This is a genomic window from Vibrio sp. V15_P4S5T153 (genome assembly GCF_963874485.1).
Classification (GTDB): Bacteria; Pseudomonadota; Gammaproteobacteria; order Enterobacterales; family Vibrionaceae; genus Vibrio; species Vibrio anguillarum.
The window spans coordinates 91,306-112,927 of sequence record NZ_CAWNHR010000011.1; the positions used below are offsets into that span (position 1 = coordinate 91,306).

At 44.0% G+C, this 21,622-nt stretch carries 22 protein-coding genes, 1 other RNA gene and 1 pseudogene; 13 read left to right on the top strand and 11 right to left on the bottom strand.

Going from position 1 to position 21,622, the window contains the following annotated elements:
• Positions 1 to 212, top strand: a 212-nt coding sequence (locus AACT42_RS02280; protein WP_141192795.1) for an integrase core domain-containing protein, incomplete at its 5' end; no start/stop codon positions are given.
• Positions 209 to 403, top strand: coding sequence for a hypothetical protein (locus AACT42_RS02285; protein ID WP_094168030.1), 195 nt, complete (start codon positions 209 to 211; stop codon positions 401 to 403). The genes AACT42_RS02280 and AACT42_RS02285, both read left to right, overlap by 4 nt.
• A gap of 146 nt (positions 404 to 549) precedes the next feature.
• Here the strand turns inward: AACT42_RS02285 and AACT42_RS02290 are convergent, their stop codons facing one another.
• From AACT42_RS02290 to smpB, 3 genes are all read right to left on the bottom strand, one after another.
• Positions 550 to 1,791: an integrase domain-containing protein gene (locus AACT42_RS02290; RefSeq protein WP_094134190.1), complete on the bottom strand. Its 1,242-nt coding sequence runs from the start codon at positions 1,789 to 1,791 to the stop codon at positions 550 to 552.
• A 183-nt stretch (positions 1,792 to 1,974) separates the two neighbouring features.
• Positions 1,975 to 2,341: a transfer-messenger RNA gene (gene ssrA / locus AACT42_RS02295) on the bottom strand.
• A gap of 67 nt (positions 2,342 to 2,408) precedes the next feature.
• Positions 2,409 to 2,894 carry an SsrA-binding protein SmpB gene (smpB, locus tag AACT42_RS02300; RefSeq protein ID WP_013857439.1) on the bottom strand — a complete coding sequence of 162 codons (486 nt, stop codon included), beginning with the start codon at positions 2,892 to 2,894 and terminating at the stop codon, positions 2,409 to 2,411.
• Between the two features lie 116 nt (positions 2,895 to 3,010).
• On the opposite strand from smpB, the gene AACT42_RS02305 reads away from it, so the two are divergent.
• Together AACT42_RS02305 and AACT42_RS02310 are read left to right on the top strand one after the other, a co-directional pair.
• The gene (locus tag AACT42_RS02305) at positions 3,011 to 3,442 is read left to right on the top strand and encodes an SRPBCC family protein (RefSeq protein ID WP_013857438.1); all 432 of its coding nucleotides are present in this window, start codon (positions 3,011 to 3,013) and stop codon (positions 3,440 to 3,442) included.
• Positions 3,442 to 3,744 (top strand): RnfH family protein, encoded by a 303-nt coding sequence (locus AACT42_RS02310; protein WP_010319507.1) that lies wholly within the window; start codon positions 3,442 to 3,444, stop codon positions 3,742 to 3,744. The genes AACT42_RS02305 and AACT42_RS02310 overlap by 1 nt, the downstream gene beginning before the upstream one ends.
• A 111-nt stretch (positions 3,745 to 3,855) precedes the next feature.
• Here AACT42_RS02310 and bamE read toward each other — a convergent pair whose 3' ends face one another.
• Positions 3,856 to 4,215 carry an outer membrane protein assembly factor BamE gene (bamE, locus tag AACT42_RS02315; protein ID WP_026027472.1) on the bottom strand — a complete coding sequence of 120 codons (360 nt, stop codon included), beginning with the start codon at positions 4,213 to 4,215 and terminating at the stop codon, positions 3,856 to 3,858.
• Positions 4,216 to 4,359: 144 nt separating this feature from the next.
• On the bottom strand, positions 4,360 to 6,024 hold the full coding sequence (gene recN, locus AACT42_RS02320; protein ID WP_026028979.1) for a DNA repair protein RecN: 1,665 nt from the start codon (positions 6,022 to 6,024) through the stop codon (positions 4,360 to 4,362).
• 297 nt (positions 6,025 to 6,321) lie between these two features.
• Here recN and AACT42_RS02325 point away from each other — a divergent pair, with 297 nt between their 5' ends.
• A complete protein-coding gene (locus AACT42_RS02325) occupies positions 6,322 to 6,474 on the top strand; it encodes a hypothetical protein (protein WP_161441836.1) in 153 nt (50 codons plus the stop codon).
• Between the two features lie 54 nt (positions 6,475 to 6,528).
• Here the strand turns inward: AACT42_RS02325 and AACT42_RS02330 are convergent.
• The 4 genes and pseudogenes from AACT42_RS02330 to nadK all read right to left on the bottom strand — a co-directional run.
• A pseudogene (locus AACT42_RS02330) lies at positions 6,529 to 6,639 on the bottom strand (Rid family hydrolase); the annotation flags it as partial.
• Between the two features lie 49 nt (positions 6,640 to 6,688).
• On the bottom strand, positions 6,689 to 7,903 hold the full coding sequence (locus tag AACT42_RS02335) for an aromatic amino acid transporter (protein ID WP_094134191.1): 1,215 nt from the start codon (positions 7,901 to 7,903) through the stop codon (positions 6,689 to 6,691).
• 116 nt (positions 7,904 to 8,019) lie between these two features.
• A complete protein-coding gene (gene tnaA / locus AACT42_RS02340; RefSeq protein ID WP_017043367.1) occupies positions 8,020 to 9,438 on the bottom strand; it encodes a tryptophanase in 1,419 nt (472 codons plus the stop codon).
• Between the two features lie 635 nt (positions 9,439 to 10,073).
• Positions 10,074 to 10,958, bottom strand: a complete 885-nt coding sequence (nadK, locus tag AACT42_RS02345; protein ID WP_013857433.1) for an NAD(+) kinase — start codon at positions 10,956 to 10,958, stop codon at positions 10,074 to 10,076.
• A 142-nt stretch (positions 10,959 to 11,100) separates the two neighbouring features.
• Here nadK and grpE point away from each other — a divergent pair, with 142 nt between their 5' ends.
• The 3 genes from grpE (at position 11,101) to dnaJ (ending at position 15,381) form a co-directional block, all read left to right on the top strand.
• The gene (gene grpE, locus AACT42_RS02350; protein ID WP_038148829.1) at positions 11,101 to 11,700 is read left to right on the top strand and encodes a nucleotide exchange factor GrpE; all 600 of its coding nucleotides are present in this window, start codon (positions 11,101 to 11,103) and stop codon (positions 11,698 to 11,700) included.
• Between the two features lie 344 nt (positions 11,701 to 12,044).
• Positions 12,045 to 13,952 carry a molecular chaperone DnaK gene (gene dnaK, locus AACT42_RS02355; RefSeq protein WP_013857431.1) on the top strand — a complete coding sequence of 636 codons (1,908 nt, stop codon included), beginning with the start codon at positions 12,045 to 12,047 and terminating at the stop codon, positions 13,950 to 13,952.
• Positions 13,953 to 14,238: 286 nt separating this feature from the next.
• The gene (dnaJ, locus tag AACT42_RS02360) at positions 14,239 to 15,381 is read left to right on the top strand and encodes a molecular chaperone DnaJ (protein ID WP_026027474.1); all 1,143 of its coding nucleotides are present in this window, start codon (positions 14,239 to 14,241) and stop codon (positions 15,379 to 15,381) included.
• Positions 15,382 to 15,490: 109 nt separating this feature from the next.
• Here the strand turns inward: dnaJ and AACT42_RS02365 are convergent, their stop codons facing one another.
• Positions 15,491 to 15,922, bottom strand: coding sequence for a type IV pilin protein (locus tag AACT42_RS02365; RefSeq protein ID WP_176429100.1), 432 nt, complete (start codon positions 15,920 to 15,922; stop codon positions 15,491 to 15,493).
• Between the two features lie 102 nt (positions 15,923 to 16,024).
• Between AACT42_RS02365 and AACT42_RS02370 the strand changes: the two genes are divergently transcribed.
• The 5 genes from AACT42_RS02370 (at position 16,025) to AACT42_RS02390 (ending at position 20,688) form a co-directional block, all read left to right on the top strand.
• On the top strand, positions 16,025 to 16,525 hold the full coding sequence (locus tag AACT42_RS02370) for a GspH/FimT family pseudopilin (protein ID WP_017043370.1): 501 nt from the start codon (positions 16,025 to 16,027) through the stop codon (positions 16,523 to 16,525).
• Positions 16,503 to 17,171, top strand: a complete 669-nt coding sequence (locus tag AACT42_RS02375) for a PilW family protein (protein ID WP_094134193.1) — start codon at positions 16,503 to 16,505, stop codon at positions 17,169 to 17,171. Before AACT42_RS02370 ends, AACT42_RS02375 begins: the two co-directional genes overlap by 23 nt.
• Positions 17,162 to 18,469, top strand: a complete 1,308-nt coding sequence (locus AACT42_RS02380; protein ID WP_094134194.1) for a hypothetical protein — start codon at positions 17,162 to 17,164, stop codon at positions 18,467 to 18,469. Before AACT42_RS02375 ends, AACT42_RS02380 begins: the two co-directional genes overlap by 10 nt.
• Positions 18,459 to 18,872, top strand: coding sequence for a type IV pilus modification PilV family protein (locus AACT42_RS02385; RefSeq protein ID WP_047688932.1), 414 nt, complete (start codon positions 18,459 to 18,461; stop codon positions 18,870 to 18,872). Before AACT42_RS02380 ends, AACT42_RS02385 begins: the two co-directional genes overlap by 11 nt.
• 256 nt (positions 18,873 to 19,128) lie before the next feature.
• Positions 19,129 to 20,688, top strand: a complete 1,560-nt coding sequence (locus tag AACT42_RS02390) for an AbgT family transporter (RefSeq protein ID WP_094134195.1) — start codon at positions 19,129 to 19,131, stop codon at positions 20,686 to 20,688.
• A 63-nt stretch (positions 20,689 to 20,751) separates the two neighbouring features.
• On the opposite strand, the gene fghA is transcribed toward AACT42_RS02390, so the two are convergent.
• Positions 20,752 to 21,594 (bottom strand): S-formylglutathione hydrolase, encoded by an 843-nt coding sequence (gene fghA / locus AACT42_RS02395; protein ID WP_094134196.1) that lies wholly within the window; start codon positions 21,592 to 21,594, stop codon positions 20,752 to 20,754.
• Positions 21,595 to 21,622: the final 28 nt, after the last annotated feature.

The following is a 21,622-nucleotide window of genomic DNA, read 5'->3' on the forward strand; positions in this document are numbered from 1 at the left end:
CGCCGATAGAGCGCTTCTTTAGAAGTTTGAAGACGGAATGGGTGCCAACTGTGGGTTATCATAGCTTCGCTGAGGCTCAACAAGAGATCACCCGCTACATTATCGGATATTACTGCCAACTCAGGCCACATCAGTATAACGGTGGTCTAACTCCCAATGAATCAGAACGATTATATTGGGAAAACTCTAAAACCGTGGCCAATTTTAGTTGACCACTACAGAGCAAGGTGATGAGGAAAATAAAGATGATATAGGGAAAGTTCTTCTAGAAACTCGAGAGCTACTTGCGACGCCAGTTTCAGAGTTGAGGTATGAATATGCGCTTAATCTATTACAAAAATTTGGTTCCAATCAGTCTCGAGTCGGCCTTGGTTTTACTGAATTAAATGGTTTTATGCAGTAAGTCAGTTAGAGTTTCAGCTATATGTAACACTTTTACTCAGATATTGTGACGAGTTAAGGAGAAACGTCACGTTATCCGTCCTCTTATTTCTAGGTATTCTGTTGTTTTAATTACCACCAGCAACGCTGGTGGTATTGAATTTGCTACTAAATTATAGCCTTTAACGATAAAGAGCCTGTAATTGATAGTTTTCCTTTGCTAGCCTCTTCTATATGCCCGCTCCACCAGCACATCATAGGCTTTCTGCGTTCTAGATAGTCAGTACGGTTATAAGCACTACGAACCTGGTTATCATCAACGTGGGCTAATGACGCCTCAATTAAGTCACGATCAAAGCCTTGTTCATTGAGTGTAGTACTTGCGAGAGAGCGCAGACCGTGGCTAACCAATCTTCCCGCAAAACCCATACGTTTCAGAGCCATATTTGCCGTTTGGCTGTTACATGGTTTCTTTGGATCGCGATCTGAAGGAAAGATAAATACACGGTGGCCGCTTATCGGCTTCATTACTTCTAATAGCGCTAGCATCTGCTCTGTGAGCGGGATGCGGTGCTCTCTTCTTTTTTTCATTCTCTCGGCTGGAATAGTCCATATCTTTTCTTCCCACTCAATCTCATCCCATCTAGCGCCTGCGGCTTCAGAAGGTCGTGTCATAGTGTGAAGTTGCCACTCAATTAAACAACGAGTAGTACGCTTTATACTGGCATTGGCGATAGCTCCCATGAGCTCTGGTAACTCATCTGGTGCTAGTGCTGCCATGTTTTCTTTTTTGGGCTTTTTGAAAGCGGCTCGAATACCTGTTAATGGATTCGCTTTAACAAGACCACAGTTTGCCGCGTAGTTCATTATTTCGTTTAAGCGTTGAGATAAGCGTTTAACCGTCTCTAAACTGCCTTTTGCTTCGATAGGTCTAAGTAGATCAATAACGAGTGGGGCATCGATATCTTTTACTGGTGTATTCGCTATTTGCGGAAATACATGTAGTTCTAAAGAACGCCAGATATCATCGGCATAGTTTGGTGTGACACTTTCTTTTTTTCTTTCAAACCACTCTTTAGCTAAGTTGAGTAATGTGTCTTCAAGCTCTTTTTGCATTTCAGAAAGCTTTGAATCTCTGGCTTCTTTAGGATCAATGCCATCAGCAACAAGCTCCCTTGCTTCTATTGTCTTTTTACGGGCATTAGCGAGAGATAACTCAGGGAAAGCACCTAAACCCATGTTGATGCGTTTTTTAGTAATAGGGTGGCGGTAGTTGAAGTTCCACAACCGAGAACCATTTGTCCTAACTCGTAGCTGTAAACCGTCGCCGTCTGAAAGAACATAATCCTTCTCTTTAGGCTTTGCGTTGGTAATAGCTTTACTTGTTAGTCTAGTTGCTCTGGTTCCCATTGGGTCAACTCCTCAAATAAATGGTATTCCAAATACTATCATTTATTGCTTGGAATACCACGTGGAATACCAAAAAGTATGGAAGGTAGAGAACGTTGTGGACGATAATGGACTATAAACTGTTGATTTTATTATGTTTCAGGCAAGAAAAAAGACGCCCTAGGACGTCTTTAAACTTATGATTGGTGGAGCTGGCGGGATTTGAACCCGCGTCCGAAAATCATTCATCATTGGTACTACATGCTTATTCGATCTTTAATTTCACCATCAAACTGCGAACCGACACGCTATCTAATGGCTATCCTGAATTAGTTTTAATGCTTTGTCTCTCAGGCGGGAGACGCGGCACGAGCTTGTTTGGTTTTGACTCTCTGTTGTTCCCCGTCTTACGAGCGGAAGCTAGGGCAGAAAGGCTCTTGGCAGGTTATTAAGCTGCTAGTGCGTAGTTTTCGTCGTTTGCGACTATTTTTTTGCGGCTTTTAACGTGGCAAACCGCCCCACGGCATGCACCTCAGACTGCAAAATTCCCGTCGAATCCAGAATCAGCCCCAAGTGTGTTGACGCATACTACCAGAAAACCTTTGTCTGTCTAGCTTTCTGCGTCTAAGTGGTCAAGATTAACGCAATGAGCTCTTCATTACGCGTGCTTTCTCTCTTGCCCAATCTTTTTCTTTTAAATCATCACGTTTGTCATGCAGTTTTTTACCTTTCGCTACACCAATTTTGATTTTCACCCAAGAGCGAGACCAATACAGTGATAGTGCGATAAGTGTCATGCCTTCACGGTTGATGCGTCCATAAAGGTTATCCAGTTCACGGCGGCTGATTAACAGCTTGCGCACGCGAGTTGGGTTGGCAACCACGTGAGTGGATGCTTGCTGCAGTGGCGTTATTGTCATTCCGGAAACAAAGGCTTCTCCGTCTCGCATGAAAACGTAGCTTTCTGCGATATTCGCTTTGCCTTGACGAAGAGATTTGACTTCCCAGCCTTGGAGCTCCATGCCTGCTTCTACTTCATCTTCGATAAAATATTCGTGGCGAGCTTTTTTATTTACAGCAATGGTATTGCTACCTGCTTTTGAGTTTGATTTTTTCTTTACCATAGTGGCGGCATTATACGGCTTGGTTTGAGCTTAGGAAATCCTTTTATTTGCGTAGGATAAGAATAAAAGTAAAATTGTTACACACCAGACTCTTTCGGTGGTGATGAGGAGAGAATATGAAGCAAGTCAGTCGTTCTGCTTTAGTGTCTTTTAGTGCAGAACAAATGTTTAATCTCGTGAATGACGTTGCTCGTTATCCTGAATTTTTACCAGGTTGTTCTGGTTCTCGCGTTATTGAATCTTCCGATTTGTCGATGGTGGCTTCGGTGGATGTTTCAAAGGCAGGGATAAGTAAGACGTTCACAACGTCGAATGTGTTGGTGGCCAGTGAAGCTATTTTGATGAATTTGGTCGATGGTCCTTTTAAGGCTTTAAAAGGCGGTTGGTATTTTACTGCACTTGATGAACAGGCCTGCAAGGTTGAACTTAAACTGGAGTTTGAATTTTCGAGCAAAATGGTGGAATTGGCTTTTGGCAAGATATTCAATGAATTGACCAGTAATATGGTTAACGCATTTACCAAACGAGCGAAACAGGTGTATCAGTAATGAGTATTGAATCTGAGATGATCCATGTTGAGGTAGTCTATGCATTGCCTCATGAGCAAAGAGTACTGAATTTGGTGGTAGACAAAAACTCAACCGTCGAAACGATAATTCAACAGTCCGGTGTGCTTGAGCTCTACCCAGAGATTGATTTATCAAAAAATAAGGTCGGGATTTTTAGTCGTAACGTTAAGCTAGATTCGACGGTCAGAGACCGTGATCGCATTGAAATTTATCGTCCGTTATTGGCCGATCCTAAAGAGATCCGTCGCAAGAGAGCCGAGCAGGCAAAAGCGCAACAGTAAACGTTACTGCGGTATTGGATGCAAGATAAAGGGCTCGTTATGAGCCCTGTCCGTTAGTGTCACTCATTGTGAGGTGCACTTTGGGTATCATTTGTTTGAACGTGTTTTCGTTCAGTTTACGCCTTCAAAAAACCGTTCGCTAGGAGGGTAGTCGCCACTGATTTCCATCAAAGCACCTGCGGTATTAAATGTCGCAATCAGGTTTTTCTGTATCGATTCTTTGTGGCCTTCCGTGTGGTGATAAATGTAATACCAAGTATCGGGATAACCGTTTTCAATAAGCATCGGCGACCCCATGACAAACCTAACCTGTTCTTTGCTCATACCGAACTTGAGTTGATCGACGGCTTGCTGTTCAACGTAGTTGCCTTGGTTAATATCAATACGATAAACGAGTTTTTCTAATAAAGAGCATCCAGTCAGCATTGTCATTGCTAAAGGGACTGCGATTAACCACTTTTTTAACTGCATATTCAAAATTCTTTGCCAATAGGTCGTAAAACTGGACTGATAATAAACAAGCTCGCAGCAGAAGTAAAAAATAGACTGAGCTACGAGCTAGTTGAGACTGCAAATTTTGAGTTTGGTTGCAAACCTAAAAAGAAAAATGTCAGCTTAGGCGGCGATCAGCAGTTCTTTCGCATTAGCAAGGGTAGATTCGGTGATTTGGCTACCCCCTAAAAGGCGAGCAAGTTCAGCGATGCGTTGTTCACTATCTAATCGTTTCATTTGTGTTTCTGTCTTTCCTGCTTTGGCTTGCTTGCTAACAAACAGTTGTTGGTGCCCGCAGCCTGCCACTTGTGGTAAGTGAGTCACACACAGTACTTGAGTTGATTCACCTAATGTTCTTAGCATTTTTCCGACTACCGCTGCTGTCGGGCCACTGATACCGACATCGACCTCATCAAAAATAAGGCTAGGAGTATCTACTTTTTGAGCGGTGATCACTTGGATTGCTAGAGATATCCGTGACAGTTCTCCGCCTGACGCGACTTTAGCGATAGGCTGCAGCGGTTGACCCGGGTTGGTTGAGACTAAGAAAGTTACGGTGTCAAAACCCAGTGGTGATGGATGCGTTGTTTCATGATTAACTTCGATGCAGAACTTGGCTTTTTCCATGCTCAGTTCGTGCATGCTATTGGTGATTAATTTATCCAGCTCTTTCGCGTAACGGCTACGAGACTTATGCAGTTTGTCGGCACAGGTTGCAAACTGCTGATACTGTTTGGCAACGTTACTTTCCAGTTCTTGTAATTTATCTTCAGAGCAGTCAAGTTGCGCTATTTGTTTGAGCAGATCTTGGTGGTGGTGGTAAAGCGTTTCAGGAGCGATGTAGTGCTTGCGCGATATGGACATCACTTTAGAGTAACGTTCTTCTACATAAGCCATACGTTCAGGATCGACATCGATACTGTCCAGATAGTTTCGCAATTCACTGTTGGCTTCTTCGAGTTGGATGATGGCTTCAGCCACCATGTTGGGTAAGGTGGCAAGTTTTTCATCTAACTCGGCCAGTTCAAGCAAGGCGTGGTTGGCTGACTGCAGCAAACTTAGCGCATTGACTTCTTGCCCCTCATAAATAAGTTCAATGGCTTGCTGGCAAGTGGTAGCAAGCTCGCCACTGTTGGCTAAACGTCTGTGCTCTTGTTCGAGTTCGGTGAACTCTTCTTCACCAATCGCCAATTCATTGAGTTCTTTGATTTGATATTCCAGCAGTTGAACTTGAGCTTGGTTTTGTTGACTATTTTCTTTGAGTTGATTGAGCTGGTTATCTGCTTGACGCCACATTTGGTAGGCTAAGCGTGTCTCTTTGACAAGATTCACGTGACCTGCGTATTGGTCCAGCATGCTCATTTGATACTCACTTTTCATCAGTTGATGATGGGCGTGTTGACCGTGGATGTTGATCAGTAATTGACCTAGAGCTTTGAGTTGTGAAAGAGGCACAGGGCTGCCATTGATGAAGGCACGAGAGCGGCCATCTTTGGTGATGATTCGGCGTAAAATACACTCTTTTTGGTCGAGCAAGTCATTGTCTTCCAACCAGCGCGTGGCGTTGAGGTTATTGTCCAAAATAAAGGCGGCGCTGACTTCGGTTTTTTCTTCACCCTGCCTGACCATTCCTGCTTCCGCACGGCCACCAAGACATAAACTGAGCGCGTCAATTGCAATGGATTTACCCGCACCGGTTTCGCCAGTAATGGTAGTCATTCCTTTGGAAAGCTCTAACTGCAATGATTTAACAATAGCAAAATTATTCACACTTAAATGAGCCAGCATTTCTGTACCTATATAATCAAATAACACTGTATAAGTGAACAGTATAAACTGTTTTTTTATACAGTAAAGATGCCTGTCAGAAAACTATGAGTATTGGAAACTGCGCTGAGTTTAGTGCATGCGACAGAAAGTGATTTATGTTGCTTGATAGCTCTGGCTTTCTAATGAATTTTACTTCATTCGATGGGGTTAATTAGTTTTGAATTGATTATTAAATGTTCATTAAATAGTTTGACGAGGTTCACAAAAAAGATAGAATACGCAACCTGTATACAATGTAACAAGGTGTAGTAAATCATGAACTCAGCACTTCTTTCGCTATTAGAAAATAAAAACACCTCTGAAAAAGGTAAATCCCAATCGACATTGGCTGACAAACTATCGAGTGTCATGGTGTTTGGCGCGACAATCGCCGTAGTTGGTTTGCTAGGGTTAATCTACATTGCATAAATTCACATAAAAAAGACGCTTGATGCGTCTTTTTTATCATCTAGAGAATAGCGTTTACTTGGTCGCTATCACTTCAATTTCCACTTTCGCATCCATAGGAAGGCGAGCAACTTTCACGCATGAGCGCGCTGGAAAAGAGGCTTGGTGGTTTTCAAAGAACTCGCCATCGTAATTCTCGTCATTAGTGGGTTGCCATTGGTGTAGTGAAACTGACTCAACCGCTGAATGTCGGTAATAGGTTCATCATTGACATAAAGTGGAATACTCCGGTTGCGATACCAAATAAGATCAGCATGCCGATCATTGCGTTGCCACCCGGTGCCATAAATCCTTCTTGACCACCTTCTAAAGTGCGTGATTTACGAGCCAATAACGCTGGAATTAAGCAAGCCCAGATTGTTGCAGCAGCACCCGCATAGCCAATCGCCAGAATAAAGCCAAAAGGGAACAATAAAGAAAGGGTGAGTGGTGGAATAAATGTCACTAGCCACGTTTTAGTGCGACCTTGTTTGTTGTCTTCAAATTTAAACAGGTCTGCCAGAAAATCAAAAACACCTAAGCCTACACCGATGAACGAAGAAAGAATGGCTGCCATTGAGAAGGTGTTGATTGCGTGCGATACCTTGTCTGAATCAATCACAGAGCCTAACGCTGCTAACAGAACTTCAACGTTACCACCTTGGGCAATCACTGGGCCGAAATTGCTACGTGGTAGGTTACCGTAAATACTGGCCATCCATAGGAAGTACAGACATAGTGCGATAACGGTACCGCCCAAAATGGCGTATTTTGCGCGATGCTCACATCCATAGTAAGAACGTATACTGGCCACTGAGTGATGATAACCAAATGAAGTTAACGCCACAGGTAACATTGCCATAGCGTATGGGGCATAATTGGATTCTTCGTTAATGCGGTCGAAAAGTACGCTAGTATCTATGTTAACGGCTAAACCAGAAACACCAAATACGAAGCTCAGTACCATAAAGGCAATAAGAACAATAGAGATCCTGTCGACTGCTCGAGTAGAGTGCCAAACGAAAAGAGAGAAAACAGCAACAAACAGGACTGATGTGATTTTGTTATTGATACCTAAAACACCTTCTAGAATTAAACCTGAAGATGTGATGTAAGCATAAAGTAAGATACCGCCGACAAAATAAACTGCTAAATTATTAATTCGGTTGACGTTATCGCCAAGGATGTCTTTGGTCACAGTGTTGAAAGACACTTTAAGATCGTAACGCTTGAATGCTTCCAATAGCATCCAACCCGAGAGTGTCATCATGATCATGGTGAAGGTAATTGTGATAAGAGACCAAGTCGTCCAAGCGCCGGCTCCCGCACTCGGTAACCCTAACATTCCGGCTCCGACACAGACGCTTGCTATGATACAAGCTCCGCCTACTAAAGATGGATTATTGTTCATAATCGTTACTCTTGTTTAAGTTTCATGTTGAGGAAAAAGCCCGCTAAATTTATAGATTTTGTTTTGCTCGATTTAGAAGGAAATAGCGCGCCAATTAGGCGCGCTTTAGTTAGTGATTATTCAACTTCCTTTAGACGGGCTGTGAAGTGGCGTAGCACTTGTGGCTCGTAGGTGAAATCGAGTCCCTTCACGTTGTGGGCATTCTCTTTTACTTTCCCAAATGCTTCGATAACGAAGTCCATGTGCGTTTGAGTGTAAGTAGCACGAGGAATGGTTAGGCGTAACAACTCAGCAGGACAAGGGTGTTGTTTACCCGTTGCAGGATCACGGCCTAATAGTAACGAACCGATTTCTACCGCGCGAATACCGGCTACTTTGTAGAGTTCACAGGCCAAAGCATGAGCTGGGAATTGATGCGAAGGGATATGAGGTAATAGTTTGCCTGCATCAACGAATGCTGCGTGGCCGCCAGCCTGCTGACACACAACCCCAATGGCTTCTAGGCCATCAACAAGGTACTGAACCTGACCGATACGGTACTCTAGCCAGTCTTGACGCATGCCATCGTATAGACCGACAGCAAGACGCTCCATTGCACCACCTTCAAGACCACCATAAGTAGGGAAACCTTCTTGAATCACACAAAGCGTGCGACATTCCGTGTAAGTGTCCATCATCGATTCATCTTTGAAACACAACAGACCACCCATTTGAACCATTGCATCTTTCTTAGCAGACATGGCTAAACCATCTGCGTATTTATAGGTTTCACGAGTGATTTCTTCGATAGTCCAATTTTGATAACCCGGCTCACGTTGCTGAATAAAGTAAGCATTCTCAGCAAAACGCGCAGAGTCCATGATGACAGGAATATCGTAGCGTTGAGCAATCTCGTATACCGCTTTTAAGTTAGCGATAGAGACAGGCTGACCACCGGCAGAGTTACAAGTAATCGTGCTGACAATGTAAGGTACGTTCGCAGGCCCTGCTTCTTCAATCGCCATTTCCAGTTTCGCGATATCAAAGTTACCTTTGAAATCTGCATTGACAGATGTATCGAACGCATCTTCGGTATAGACGTTTTTCGCCACACAGCAGTTAACCTGAGTGTGACCTTGAGTGGTGTCGAAGAAGTAGTTAGACAGCGCCACCATTTTTGAACGATCGAGGCCTTTTTCTTGCTCACGCTTTTTAATTAGAACAGGAATATAGATTTGCTCTGCACCACGGCCTTGGTGAGTTGGGATAGTTAACTCATAACCGAAGATATCTTTCACCGCATTCGCCAGCGCATAGTAGCTGCGGCTGCCACTGTAAGCTTCGTCACCCATGAGCATTGCTGCTTGCATTCTTTGAGTAATAGAGCCTGTGCCGCTGTCAGTGAGAAGGTCAATAAATACATCGTCACTATCAATAAGGAATGGGTTCATACCCGCTTTAAGGATGGCCTCTTCGCGATATTCACGTGTTGTACGTTTTACTGGTTCAACAACACGAATGCGGAAGGGTTCTGGTAAGTGTTTAAAGTTTTCCATGATAATACCTTTGAATAATTTAATTTTCGTCAGGCGATATTAGTCAACACCCTTTATATATTTAGAGTGCAAAATATCGCGCCAAATAATTAGCGATAAAATTCGAGTGAAATAAATCTATTTGAGAATAACCAAGCAACAACTTTAAATTAATAAAGATGAATGCAAGTATCGAAAAACGATATAAATAGATTTAGTGTTGATGCTGATTGTTTAATGGATTCGAAAGAATGCAGAAACAACCAAGCAGGCTAGGCGTGTGCAAAAGATGGTAAAATTGAGATTTGATAGTCGTGCGTGTACCAAGCTAGGGAGCTTGACCATAACTTATCTTGAATTTTTAGATTTTTACTCATATCTAAATCCGTGGTGAGTTATAGCTGGTTGACTGATGGAACGATTCTTAACCAAGTTGTTCAGTAAGTAAATTGATAGAAATAATAATTGTGATCGAAGTCCTTAACTTGAATATGGAATAAATCATGGCTCACAAATAATCAGCTATAGGATAAGTAAATTTATGATGGAAAATAAATGGAAATTTTAAAACCCATTAAATATTAATGATTCCCTGTAAAAAAGACCTCGATATTATTAATCGAGGTCGACAGTAAATAGAAGGTGAAGAGGTTGGTTTAAAACAATTTACTCGACCAACCCAGTTTCTTTCTTAGCACGTGATAGTAGCTGTAATCTTTAGGATGAATGAGCTTTAGAATATTTGGGCTTTGGTAAATATGCACTTCATCACCGGGGGAAACCGGTAGGGATACTTGTCCATCGCAGCTAACTTCCTGTGTTCCGCGATTATCAGGTGAAACCAGCAGTTTTATCTGGCGGTTGCCATCCACAACTAGGGGGCGGCTTGAAAGGGTATGCGGGAACATGGGGACCAGTGTAATGGCGTTTAAACTGGGAGATAAAATCGGCCCGCCGCCAGAAAGTGAATAAGCGGTAGAGCCCGTTGGTGTAGAAACGATAAGGCCATCGGAGCGTTGAGAAAAAGCGAAGCTATTATCTATATAGACTTCAAATTCAATCATATGTGCAATTTTGCCGGGGTGTAATACGGCTTCATTAAGCGCTGCATTATGGCTTTTGACTTGCCCGTGGCGATGAATTTCTGTTTCCAGTAAGAAGCGTTGTTCTTCTAAATATTCGCCATTGAGTACTGCAAGTAGCCTTGGTTGAAAATCTTCTGGGTTGAGATCGGTCAAAAATCCTAAATTGCCACGATTCACCCCAATCACGGAAATGTCGAATCGCGATAATACGCGCGCGGCACCGAGCATATTGCCATCGCCTCCGACCACCACAGCAAGGTCTGCTTTTTTGCCGATTTCAAGCAAGCTAGCGAAATGTTCCGCAGGTACACCTTCCAATATTTCGCTGAGACGATCATCAATAAAGACCGGATATCCCATTGAAGTTAGCCATTGATAAAGCTCTTTATGTGTTTGAATGGCTTGTTGATCTCTTGGTTTTCCAATGATAGCGATCACTTCAAATGGTTTTTTCATAAATTTTCCAAACTAATTAGGCTTGAATCAGGATTGTTCATCCCCATAATAAGGGCAAGTTATGCCTTTGTGCGAATTTTTGTGTGCTTAACTTTTTGAACTGTGGAGGTTAAGCGCAAAATAGTTGGATTCTGGAGATATCATGAACAACGAAGAAAACAAAATCAAAGAAGAAGAACTACAGCAAGAAGTAGTGGGTCAAGAAGCTGAAGTCGTTGGTACTGACGCGGATATCGATTGGAACGAACAAGTTGAAGTCGATGAGAAAGAGTCCCAAATTGCGCAATTAGAAGCGGCGCTACTGTCGAGCGAAGCAAAAATTCAAGAGCAAAAAGACTCGGTGCTAAGAGCGAAAGCGGAAGTTGAAAATATGCGCCGCCGTTCAGAGCAAGAGATCGATAAAGCGCGTAAATATGCGTTGAGCCGTTTTGCTGAAGAGTTGTTGCCAGTGTTAGACAACCTAGAGCGCACGATTCAAGCTGCTGACGCTGAGAACGAAGTAGTGAAACCGCTGGTGGAAGGTGTGGAACTGACGCACAAAACTTTCATTGGCGTAGTTGAAAAGTTTGGCCTGAAAGAGATTAATCCTGAAGGCGAAACATTCAACCCAGAATTGCACCAAGCAATGTCAATTCAAGAGAGCCCAGATCATGAACCTAACACTGTGATGTTTGTGATGCAAAAGGGCTATGAGTTGAATGGCCGAGTGATTCGCCCTGCGATGGTCATGGTATCAAAGTAAAGAGTTGCGAAATAAGCCAAATGCTTTATTGGCGTTAATTTATTCAGTGCCAAAGAGAGGTGTACGTCGCCTCTCTTTTTTATGTCGAAATCGATTAATGTCGAGATAGAAACCTTCATTAAGTGATTTCGGGATTGAAAAAGTCGTTATTTACGCTGTTTAGTCGAAATATCATAACTTTTTTCAATTTTGCCCTTGAAAAGGTGCTGAGTGACCTTATTTATTGGGCATACGAGAAACGAACATCCTTGTTTAGTTTGTGAGTAAGGGTTGAAACCCTGTTCTCCCTCCCCCACATAGGGGGTAGCATAAAACAAAAATAGAATTTATTTGGAGATAGCCTGATGGGTAAAATCATTGGTATTGACTTAGGTACTACTAACTCTTGTGTTGCTGTTTTAGATGGCGACAAACCTCGCGTTATTGAAAACGCTGAAGGTGAACGTACAACTGCATCGGTAATTGCATATACAGATGGTGAGACGCTAGTAGGTCAGCCTGCAAAACGTCAAGCGGTAACAAACCCAACCAATACGCTATTTGCAATTAAGCGTTTGATCGGTCGTCGTTTTGAAGACGAAGAAGTTCAACGTGATATTGAAATCATGCCTTACAAAATCGTGAAGGCAGATAATGGCGATGCTTGGGTTGAAGCAAGAGGCCAAAAAATGGCCGCTCCTCAAGTTTCAGCTGAAGTTCTGAAGAAAATGAAGAAAACAGCTGAAGATTTTCTTGGTGAGCCAGTTACTGGTGCCGTTATTACGGTTCCTGCATACTTTAACGATGCACAACGTCAAGCAACGAAAGATGCAGGTCGTATTGCAGGTCTTGAAGTAAAACGTATCATCAACGAACCAACAGCGGCTGCACTTGCTTATGGTTTGGACAAACAAGGTGGCGATCGCGTTATCGCGGTATACGACCTTGGTGGTGGTACATTTGATATTTCAATCATCGAGATCGATGAAGTTGAAGGCGAGAAAACATTCGAAGTTCTAGCAACTAACGGTGACACACACCTTGGTGGTGAAGACTTTGATAACCGCATGATCAACTATCTCGTTGATGAGTTCAAAAAAGAGCAAGGCATCAACCTAAAAACTGATCCACTTGCGATGCAGCGTCTGAAAGAAGCCGCAGAAAAAGCGAAGATTGAGTTGTCATCAGCGCAACAAACAGATGTGAACTTGCCTTACATCACCGCTGATGCTGCTGGTCCTAAGCACATGAACGTGAAAGTGACACGTGCGAAACTAGAATCTCTAGTGGAAGACCTTGTTCAGCGTTCGCTTGAGCCACTAAAAGTGGCGCTGGCTGATGCAGACTTGTCTGTCGGCGACATCACTGACGTTATCCTAGTGGGTGGTCAGACTCGTATGCCTATGGTTCAGAAGAAAGTGGCTGAATTCTTTGGCAAAGAAGCGCGTAAAGATGTTAACCCAGATGAAGCGGTTGCTGTTGGTGCGGCCATTCAAGGTGGTGTGCTTGCGGGTGAAGTAAAAGACGTATTGCTACTTGACGTAACGCCTCTGTCTCTCGGTATCGAGACAATGGGTGGCGTGATGACTAAGTTGGTTGAGAAAAACACAACGATTCCAACTAAAGCGAATCAAGTATTCTCTACCGCTGAAGACAACCAAAACGCAGTAACGATCCATGTTCTACAAGGTGAGCGTAAGCAAGCCATGTACAACAAATCGCTAGGTCAATTTAACCTAGAAGGTATTCAAGCTGCACCACGTGGCATGCCACAAATTGAAGTTGTGTTTGACTTGGATGCGGATGGTATCTTGCACGTGTCTGCGAAAGATAAACAAACAGGCAAAGAGCAGAAGATCACTATCCAAGCGTCTGGCGGTTTGAGCGATGCTGAAATCGAGAAAATGGTCCAAGAAGCTGAAGCAAACAAAGAAGCGGACAAAAAGTTCGAAGAGTTAGCGACAGCACGTAACCAAGCGGACCAAATGATTCACGGTACTCGTAAGCAAATTGAAGAAGCGGGTGATGCTCTTCCTGCTGACGATAAAGTGAAGATTGAAGCGGCCATTACTGAGCTTGAAGAAGCGAAGAAAGGTGAAGACAAAGAAGCGATCGACGCTAAAGTTCAAGCGCTTATGGCTGCTGCTCAAAAACTGATGGAGATCGCTCAGCAAAAAGCTCAAGCACAACAAGCGGGTGAAGGCCAACAACAGTCTGCAGAAGACGATGTCGTTGACGCTGAGTTTGAAGAAGTCAAAGAAGACAAAAAGTAATTGATTGAGTTCCCTCCTTTTAAACGGGGAGGGCTAGGGTTGGGTGGCTCGCGAGTTTAACCCCCCCTAACTTCTCTAAGAGAAGAATGAAATCAACGGTATGATGCGGGCGTTTGGGGTAACTCTTACGCCCGTATGTCTGTAATTAATGAAAACTCATTGGTGTCCATCTAACTAACAGTGTCTTTTTAGTTTGAATTCACTAGAATCTAGAGCCATTAGTTAGGTCGATATAAACACCAAGCGGCAGCGTGTCGTTTGCGGTAACAAATTGGTGACGAAGAAGATGTCAAAACGTGATTTTTACGAAGTATTAGGCGTAGGCCGAGATGCCTCTGAGCGCGATATTAAAAAGGCGTACAAGCGCCTAGCAATGAAGTTTCACCCTGATAGAAACCAAGGGGATGACAGCGCTTCGGACAAGTTTAAAGAAGTAAAAGAAGCGTATGAAATTTTAACCGATTCGCAAAAGAAAGCGGCTTATGATCAGTACGGTCATGCTGCTTTTGAACAAGGCGGAATGGGCGGTGGCGGCTTTGGTGGCGGCAGTGCCGATTTTGGCGATATCTTCGGTGATGTCTTTGGTGACATTTTCGGTGGTGGTCGTCGGGGCGGTGGTCAAGCGCGTGCACAACGTGGTGCTGACTTGCGTTACAACATGGAACTGTCTTTAGAAGAGGCCGTTCGTGGTTGTTCAAAAGAGATTGAAGTGCCAACACTGGTCCATTGTGATTCTTGTGAAGGTACTGGCGCGAAGAAAGGCTCGTCTGCGCAAACGTGTGGAACCTGTCATGGTCACGGCCAAGTACAGATGCGCCAAGGATTTTTTGCTGTACAGCAAACCTGTCCGACTTGCCATGGTAAAGGTAAGATCATTAAAGACCCATGTAACGTGTGTCACGGACAGGGACGTAAGCAAAAAACCAAAACGCTTAATGTTAAAATTCCAGCCGGTGTGGATACGGGCGATCGCATTCGTTTATCTGGCGAAGGTGAAGCGGGAGAAATGGGCGCTCCAGCGGGGGATTTGTACGTACAAGTTCACGTCAAAGAGCACCACATTTTTGAACGCGATGGCAACAACTTATACTGTGAAGTCCCTGTAAGTTTTGCTATGGCGGCACTTGGCGGTGAAGTTGAAGTTCCAACACTCGATGGTCGTGTAAACTTGAAAGTGCCAGAAGAGACGCAAACAGGGCGCATGTTCCGTATGCGTGGTAAAGGTGTGAAAGGCGTACGCGGTGGGGCGATCGGTGATTTGGTTGTCAAACTCGTGGTTGAAACACCTGTGAAACTGAGCGCGCGTCAAAAAGAACTATTACGTGAATTTGAAGAAACTTGCGGTGGTGAAGCGGCAAATAAGCATAAGCCTAAATCTGAAGGTTTCTTTAATGGCGTGAAAAAGTTCTTCGATGATTTAACCAGCTAATTCACTGTTGAATTATTATCTATCCAATAAGGCCTGCAATGCAGGCCTTATTCGTTCCTGATACAGGATGATTTTCTCCTCCCCTCACAAACTGAACCTTTGTGGTGTTCTATTTCCAACATGCGCTTGGGGCTGATTCGTTGGTTGATTTCAATGTCATGACCTTATCGCTGGTTAGACATTCATCCTTGTCTTGGCCTCTGGTGCTCTGCGCCGTCGCGGTGATGGTGTAGCTACTGGCTGCGGAGCTGGCGACTGAAAACTGATAGCGTTCAGCATCGCTTTCACAGATGACGCAATTTCCCCCTGAAATGATCCCGCTCCAGTCATAACCCTTATCGTAGTGATGCTCCAGTTCCAGTTGAATTCTCCCCATATCGGCGAGAGCGGTGGTTCGGTGTCCTTTTAAAACGTGCTTGGTATAACTTGGATAAGCGATTGCAGACAGTACGCCAATAATCACAACCGCAATCAATAATTCGATCAATGTCATCCCGAACGACCGCCGGTTGTGGTTGTTGCATTTAGAATTTCGAATCATCACGTGGAGTTCCTTGTTGATTTACCCGCTATTTTTATTAGGTGATAGCATTCGCGCAAGGTGAATTTTGTTTCATATTTTAATTACATAGGAATTTGGGAAATGGCTCGCGGGTTTACTTTACTTGAGCTGCTTATCACGGTTTCCGTTTTGTCTATTTTACTCACGATAGCGGCTCCCAATTTCAAACAAGTCAGTGATACGCAAAAGATGCAACGTTTAGCGGGTGAGATTAATGGCTTGATGATGAGCGCCCGTTCGGAAGCAGTAATGAGAAAGCAGCCGCTATGGGCGCATATTGTCATGTCGGGTTCGGTTAATAGCCAAGGTGAATGGCAAATCGTGCTGACTAATTCAGGAACCTATCCCGGGGGGCAAGTGATTTCATCGCTATCGGGGCAACCTTATCGAAATATTGAATTGGGGGTGAATTACCCGTCAAATCAGATCCATTTTGAAGCCATTAATGGCCGAGCTGTAAATGGGAGCCTTGATTTTTCAACACACCAAGGTGCACTCAAATTCACGACCTATAGACCTTCAGGACGAATGCGCCTATGTGGTAATGGAGGAGACTATTTTGGTTTTAAGCAGTGCAGCTAACATACCGAGAGCAAAAAAGCATGCCTATAAAGTTCATATCGCTGAAACCAAGCAGATGGGGGCAACGTTAATTGAGTTCATGGTGGCATCCATGCTTGGCTTGATTGCGATAGCCATTATCGGCTCTGTATTCATCACTGGGCAGAAGGTAGCGACCGAAAGAGGCAAGGAGCTACTGCTACTGCAACAAGTGACGGGCGCGCTGCAATACCTCAAACAAGATATTCAACGTGCAGGTTATGATGGCGGTCATGGTAACTCACTCACGTTATTGGATAACGATGATATCGTTTTTGTTTCGGCCGACCAATCAACGCTCGCGTATGCCTACCTTGATGATACGGGGGCAACGAAACAGATCAGAAATGTTGGGTTTGTCATGACTTCTGGCGCGTTGGGTGTCTGTGACAGGCCGACGTCTGTGATTTCTGGGGCCAAAACCGTTTCCCAAGCGACGGCTGGTTGCTCTGCTATTTTTGATACTAACCAGATTAATGTGACTCATTTTCAAGTCCAGCGAGCATCATTAGCGGCGAATGGTGTGAGCTCAGCCTACATGACGATCTCTATGGCAGCAGAGTTGGTGGGGGATAGCCGTGTATCAACATCATTTGGAGTGGCAATAAAACAAAGGAATTGGCAGTAATGAAGCAAGCTCAGCAAGGCGCTGTAACGTTATTGATCACCACGCTTTTGTTGGTGCTCGCTTTAGTGGTGGCATTAGGCTCCTACCGTTCGCTCTTTTTTCAGATCAAACGAGCACAAAATGAGGTGCAAGCGAGGCAACAGCATTGGCGAGCAGAAGGGGGGCTTGAGTGTGGTTATAGCCATATTGTGAACAATAAAAATAGTTCAATTCCAAATAACCTCAATACCTTGTGTGTCGATTTAGAGTTAACGTACCTCTCTGCAGACCCTACTAACGCCAGTACACTTATGTCCCAGTATCAAATGACGACGTTGAAAAAGAACATTCTGTTTCAACGTGGGAGAAGTCCAGGAGCCATTCGCTCTACTTCAGACTTAATAGTGTTTGGCTCTACACTTATTTCTCCACCAGATCCCGGGCCCAAAAATAGTGATGGGAAATATGAATGCGCGGCTATCGCCGTTGCTAAATATGTTATTGCTACGGCGGGAGTGACAAATAATGGTGTTGGGAGTGCTATTCAAAAACCAAGCGCTGTTTTTGACAATAGTGCCGATTGCGCGCCGACGCATAAAACGAACAGTAGTTCACAAAGCGGTATTTGGAAAAATAGTAGCGGTCTTTATGAAGCAGTCAATGTCAAAAATGATATTTACCGAGATGAAACGCTAAACCCATTTAAAGATCTCTTTGGTTACGAACGGGGAGAATGGGAAAAAGCACGCGACGATACTGAATTTAAGTTCTTGAGTTACACAATGACCAGTGGTGATGTTGATTGTGTTTCGAAATTTAAAGGTGCTTTAGTTCTTGGTCAGCCGAATCAAGTATGGATTGATGGCAGTTGTCAACTGAACCAAGCATCGATTGATACAATGTCAACCATACAAAATGCTCATCCTGGGACTTACCTTTTTTTGCTGGTGCATAATGGCGTGTTAGGGATTCGAGGGAGTGGCAGCATTCAAGGGGTGCTCTTTCATTTTAACAGTGGATTTGCCGCTGATACGGCAAATTGGAATGGATTTGATACTGAACTCATCGCGGATCTCAATGCTAATTTTGATGCACCGATAAAAACATTGTACGGCAGCGCTACCACCTTGACGCCAAAGCACGCTACCTACTTACAGTCGGGATCTTTTCAATTTACCGGAGGAATGGCCTTTGATACCCAAGGTCAGATAGCACTATTTTATAACTCGCTACGTTTGCAATATAACAGTGATATTGAAAACAGCTTTTCCTTTTCGGTTCCACCTAGATGGCAAAAAGGTTCATGGAATGATCTCTAAACAGCAAGGATTTAGCCTAATAGAAGTAATGATATCGTTTGTTCTAATTGGTGTTGGGGCACTGGGTTTGGTCAAATTACAAGTGTTGGTTGAGCAAAAGGCGGATTTTGCCGTTCATAGTATCGAAGCACTACATTTGGCCGAACAAAAGTTGGAATGGTTTCGTAGCCGTGGCGCTTCTGCCGCGATTTCTACTCTCACGCCAGCGAATTTTGATAGTGATATTGTTAACGGACAAGATAACTCACATTCCTTTTATACACTCAGTTGGTCAGTACCAACGGTCTCTTTATCGGGCTCACTGAAAACCATTTATATTGAGTCCTATTGGCATGATCGTCAGGGAAATAAGCAGTCGGTTGAGCTGAAAACCATGATTTCGCAGTTCAGTGAGTTTGATTAGCGTCTCGATGCTTATACAAAAATGAAATATTTGATTTTGCAAATTGGTTACTGATTTGTAGGAAAAAAGAGCATAAGAATGTGTTTGGATTGTTGTGGTGGAATGCTATTTTTGCAAAATATGTCCCCGTTTTTGTAAAAAACTGTAGAAGCTTGTGCTTTGGTTGAGGCTTTTTTATAGAATAACCGACGATTAATAGGTCGGCTAAATAAATTGATATAGGCCTACAGCAGCAACATCACATATGGAGTTACGAATGAGTAACCAAGTCGTAAAACAAGCACCATTTCCGAAGCCGAGCGGTATGGATCGCTTTTTAAATTTTATTGAACGTGCAGGAAATAAAATTCCTGACCCTGCGATTTTGTTTTTCTGGGCACTGATTATTGTTTGGGTTTCATCGGCACTGTTATCGAATGTGACATTTGATTTGACCAACCCTCGAACGGGTGAAGCATTGCAGGTGAATAACCTACTGACAGGTAAAGCGCTCGCGAGTTTTCTAGCCAATATGGTGACCACATTCACCAGCTTTGCGCCGCTAGGTATCGTGCTGGTTGCCATGCTCGGTGTGGGAGTGGCTGATTCTTCTGGGTTTATCACTACAGGCCTTAAGAAAATGCTAAATTTCACGCCAGCGAAACTACTAACACCGATGCTGATTTTGGTGGCGATAGTGTCGCATACGGCTGCTGATGCTGGTTATGTATTGGTTATTCCTCTGGGTGGGATTATTTTCCATGCGGCAGGGCGTCATCCACTGGCCGGTATTGCAGCCGCATTTGCTGGTGTTTCTGGTGGCTTTTCAGCGAACTTTATCCCTTCTGGTATTGATCCTTTGCTCGCTGGTTTTACACAAACCGCCGCACAAATTTTGGATCCTCAATACATAGTGAATCCGCTGGCGAACATTTTCTTCACGGGTTTATCTTCGGTGATCATCGTTGCGATTGGTTGGTATGTGACTGAGAAAATTATTGAACCTCGTCTAGCGAATATGCCTGTCGATGAAGATGCGGAAATAGCGCCTGATCTAGGAACATTCAGCGCAACTGAATCGAGAGCATTTCGTTTTGCTGGCTGGGCAATGGTGGTAGGTATTGCATTACTAGTAGCGGCTTTGATCCCAGAAAACTCAGCACTGCGTTCGCCTGATGGTGAGCTAACGGCCTTTTCTGCGCCAGTGATGAAGTCGATCGTTCCTTTGATTTTTATCTTGTTTATTATTCCGGGAATTGTGTATGGCCGAGTGGCTGGCACCTTTAAAAACAGTAATGACGTGATAAAAGCGATGTCTGGCACCATGGCTACGATGGGCGGATACATAGTGATGTCGTTCTTCTGTGCTCAGTTCTTATCAGCGTTTGGTCAGTCTAATATTGGTACTATGTTGGCATTGTATGGCGCCGAAGGCCTAAAAGCGATGGACTTACCCGGCCAAGCAACGATTGTGGGGATGATTTTACTTACGGCTAGCGTTAATTTGCTGGTGGGTTCGGCTTCGGCAAAATGGGCATTGATTGGTCCAATTCTGGTACCTATGCTGATGGCGGTAGGGATTTCTCCCGAGCTATCGCAAGCGGCTTACCGCGTGGGCGATTCGGTTTCTAACATTATCTCTCCACTGATGGTCTTCTTCCCATTAGTCGTGGTGTATTGCCAACGTTATGTAAAATCGACGGGCATTGGCACCTTGGCTTCAATGATGATGCCTTTCTCCATTGCGATGCTGATTGGTTGGACGCTGTTCCTGCTCGCTTACTGGGCTTTTGGTATTCCGCTAGGGGTGCAAGCGCCTTACACATACAGCTTGTAGCGTTAACATTATTTATCGAGTCTGAATTTAAAGCCCGCGAGTGTATCGCGGGCTTTTTCAATCTTATTTGTGCAGATGCTGTGCGTGAAATGCTAAGTGATCATCAATGAAACTTTGAATGAAAAAATAACTGTGATCATAACCTTTATGCATTCTTAACGAGAGTGGGCTATTACTCGCTTGTGCAGCGGCGAGTAAGCGTTCAGGTTTAAGCTGTTCGTGTAAAAACGGGTCTTCCTCTCCTTGGTCAACCAAAATGGGTAAGGATGATGAGTGAGTGGTGAGCAATTCAACCGCATCGTATTGTTTCCAATCTTGCAGGTTACTACCAAGGTAGTGGCGAAATGCTTTTTGCCCCCAAGGGCAGTGTATTGGGTTGCTTATCGGGCTAAAGGCTGAAATCGAGCGATAGCGTTGAGGGTTTTTCAATCCGATGGTTAATGCACCATGGCCACCCATACTGTGTCCTGCAATCGCTCGCTGTTGGTTTACGGGAAAATGTTGCTCTATTAAGGCTGGAAGTTCTTGCACAATGTAGCTGTACATTTGGTAGTGCTTATCCCAAGGCGCTTGAGTTGCGTTGAGGTAAAATCCTGCGCCAAGGCCAAAATCATACGCTCCTTGCGGGTCGTCAGGAACACCTTCACCTCTTGGGCTGGTATCGGCGGCAACAATCGCGATACCGAGCTTAGCCGCGCTTTGAAATGCGCCAGCTTTTTGCATGAAGTTTTCATCGCTGCATGTTAAGCCGGATAACCAATACAACACCGGAACCGATTGGTAGGCCGCTTGAGGTGGAAGATAAATAGCAAAACGCATACTGCACCCTAGTACTTGTGATGAGTGCGTGTACTGTTTATGCCAGCCTTCAAATACTTTGGCTTGGCTAATGTTTTCAATGTGCATAGCAAGTTTCCCCACCCAGCCCTTTAAG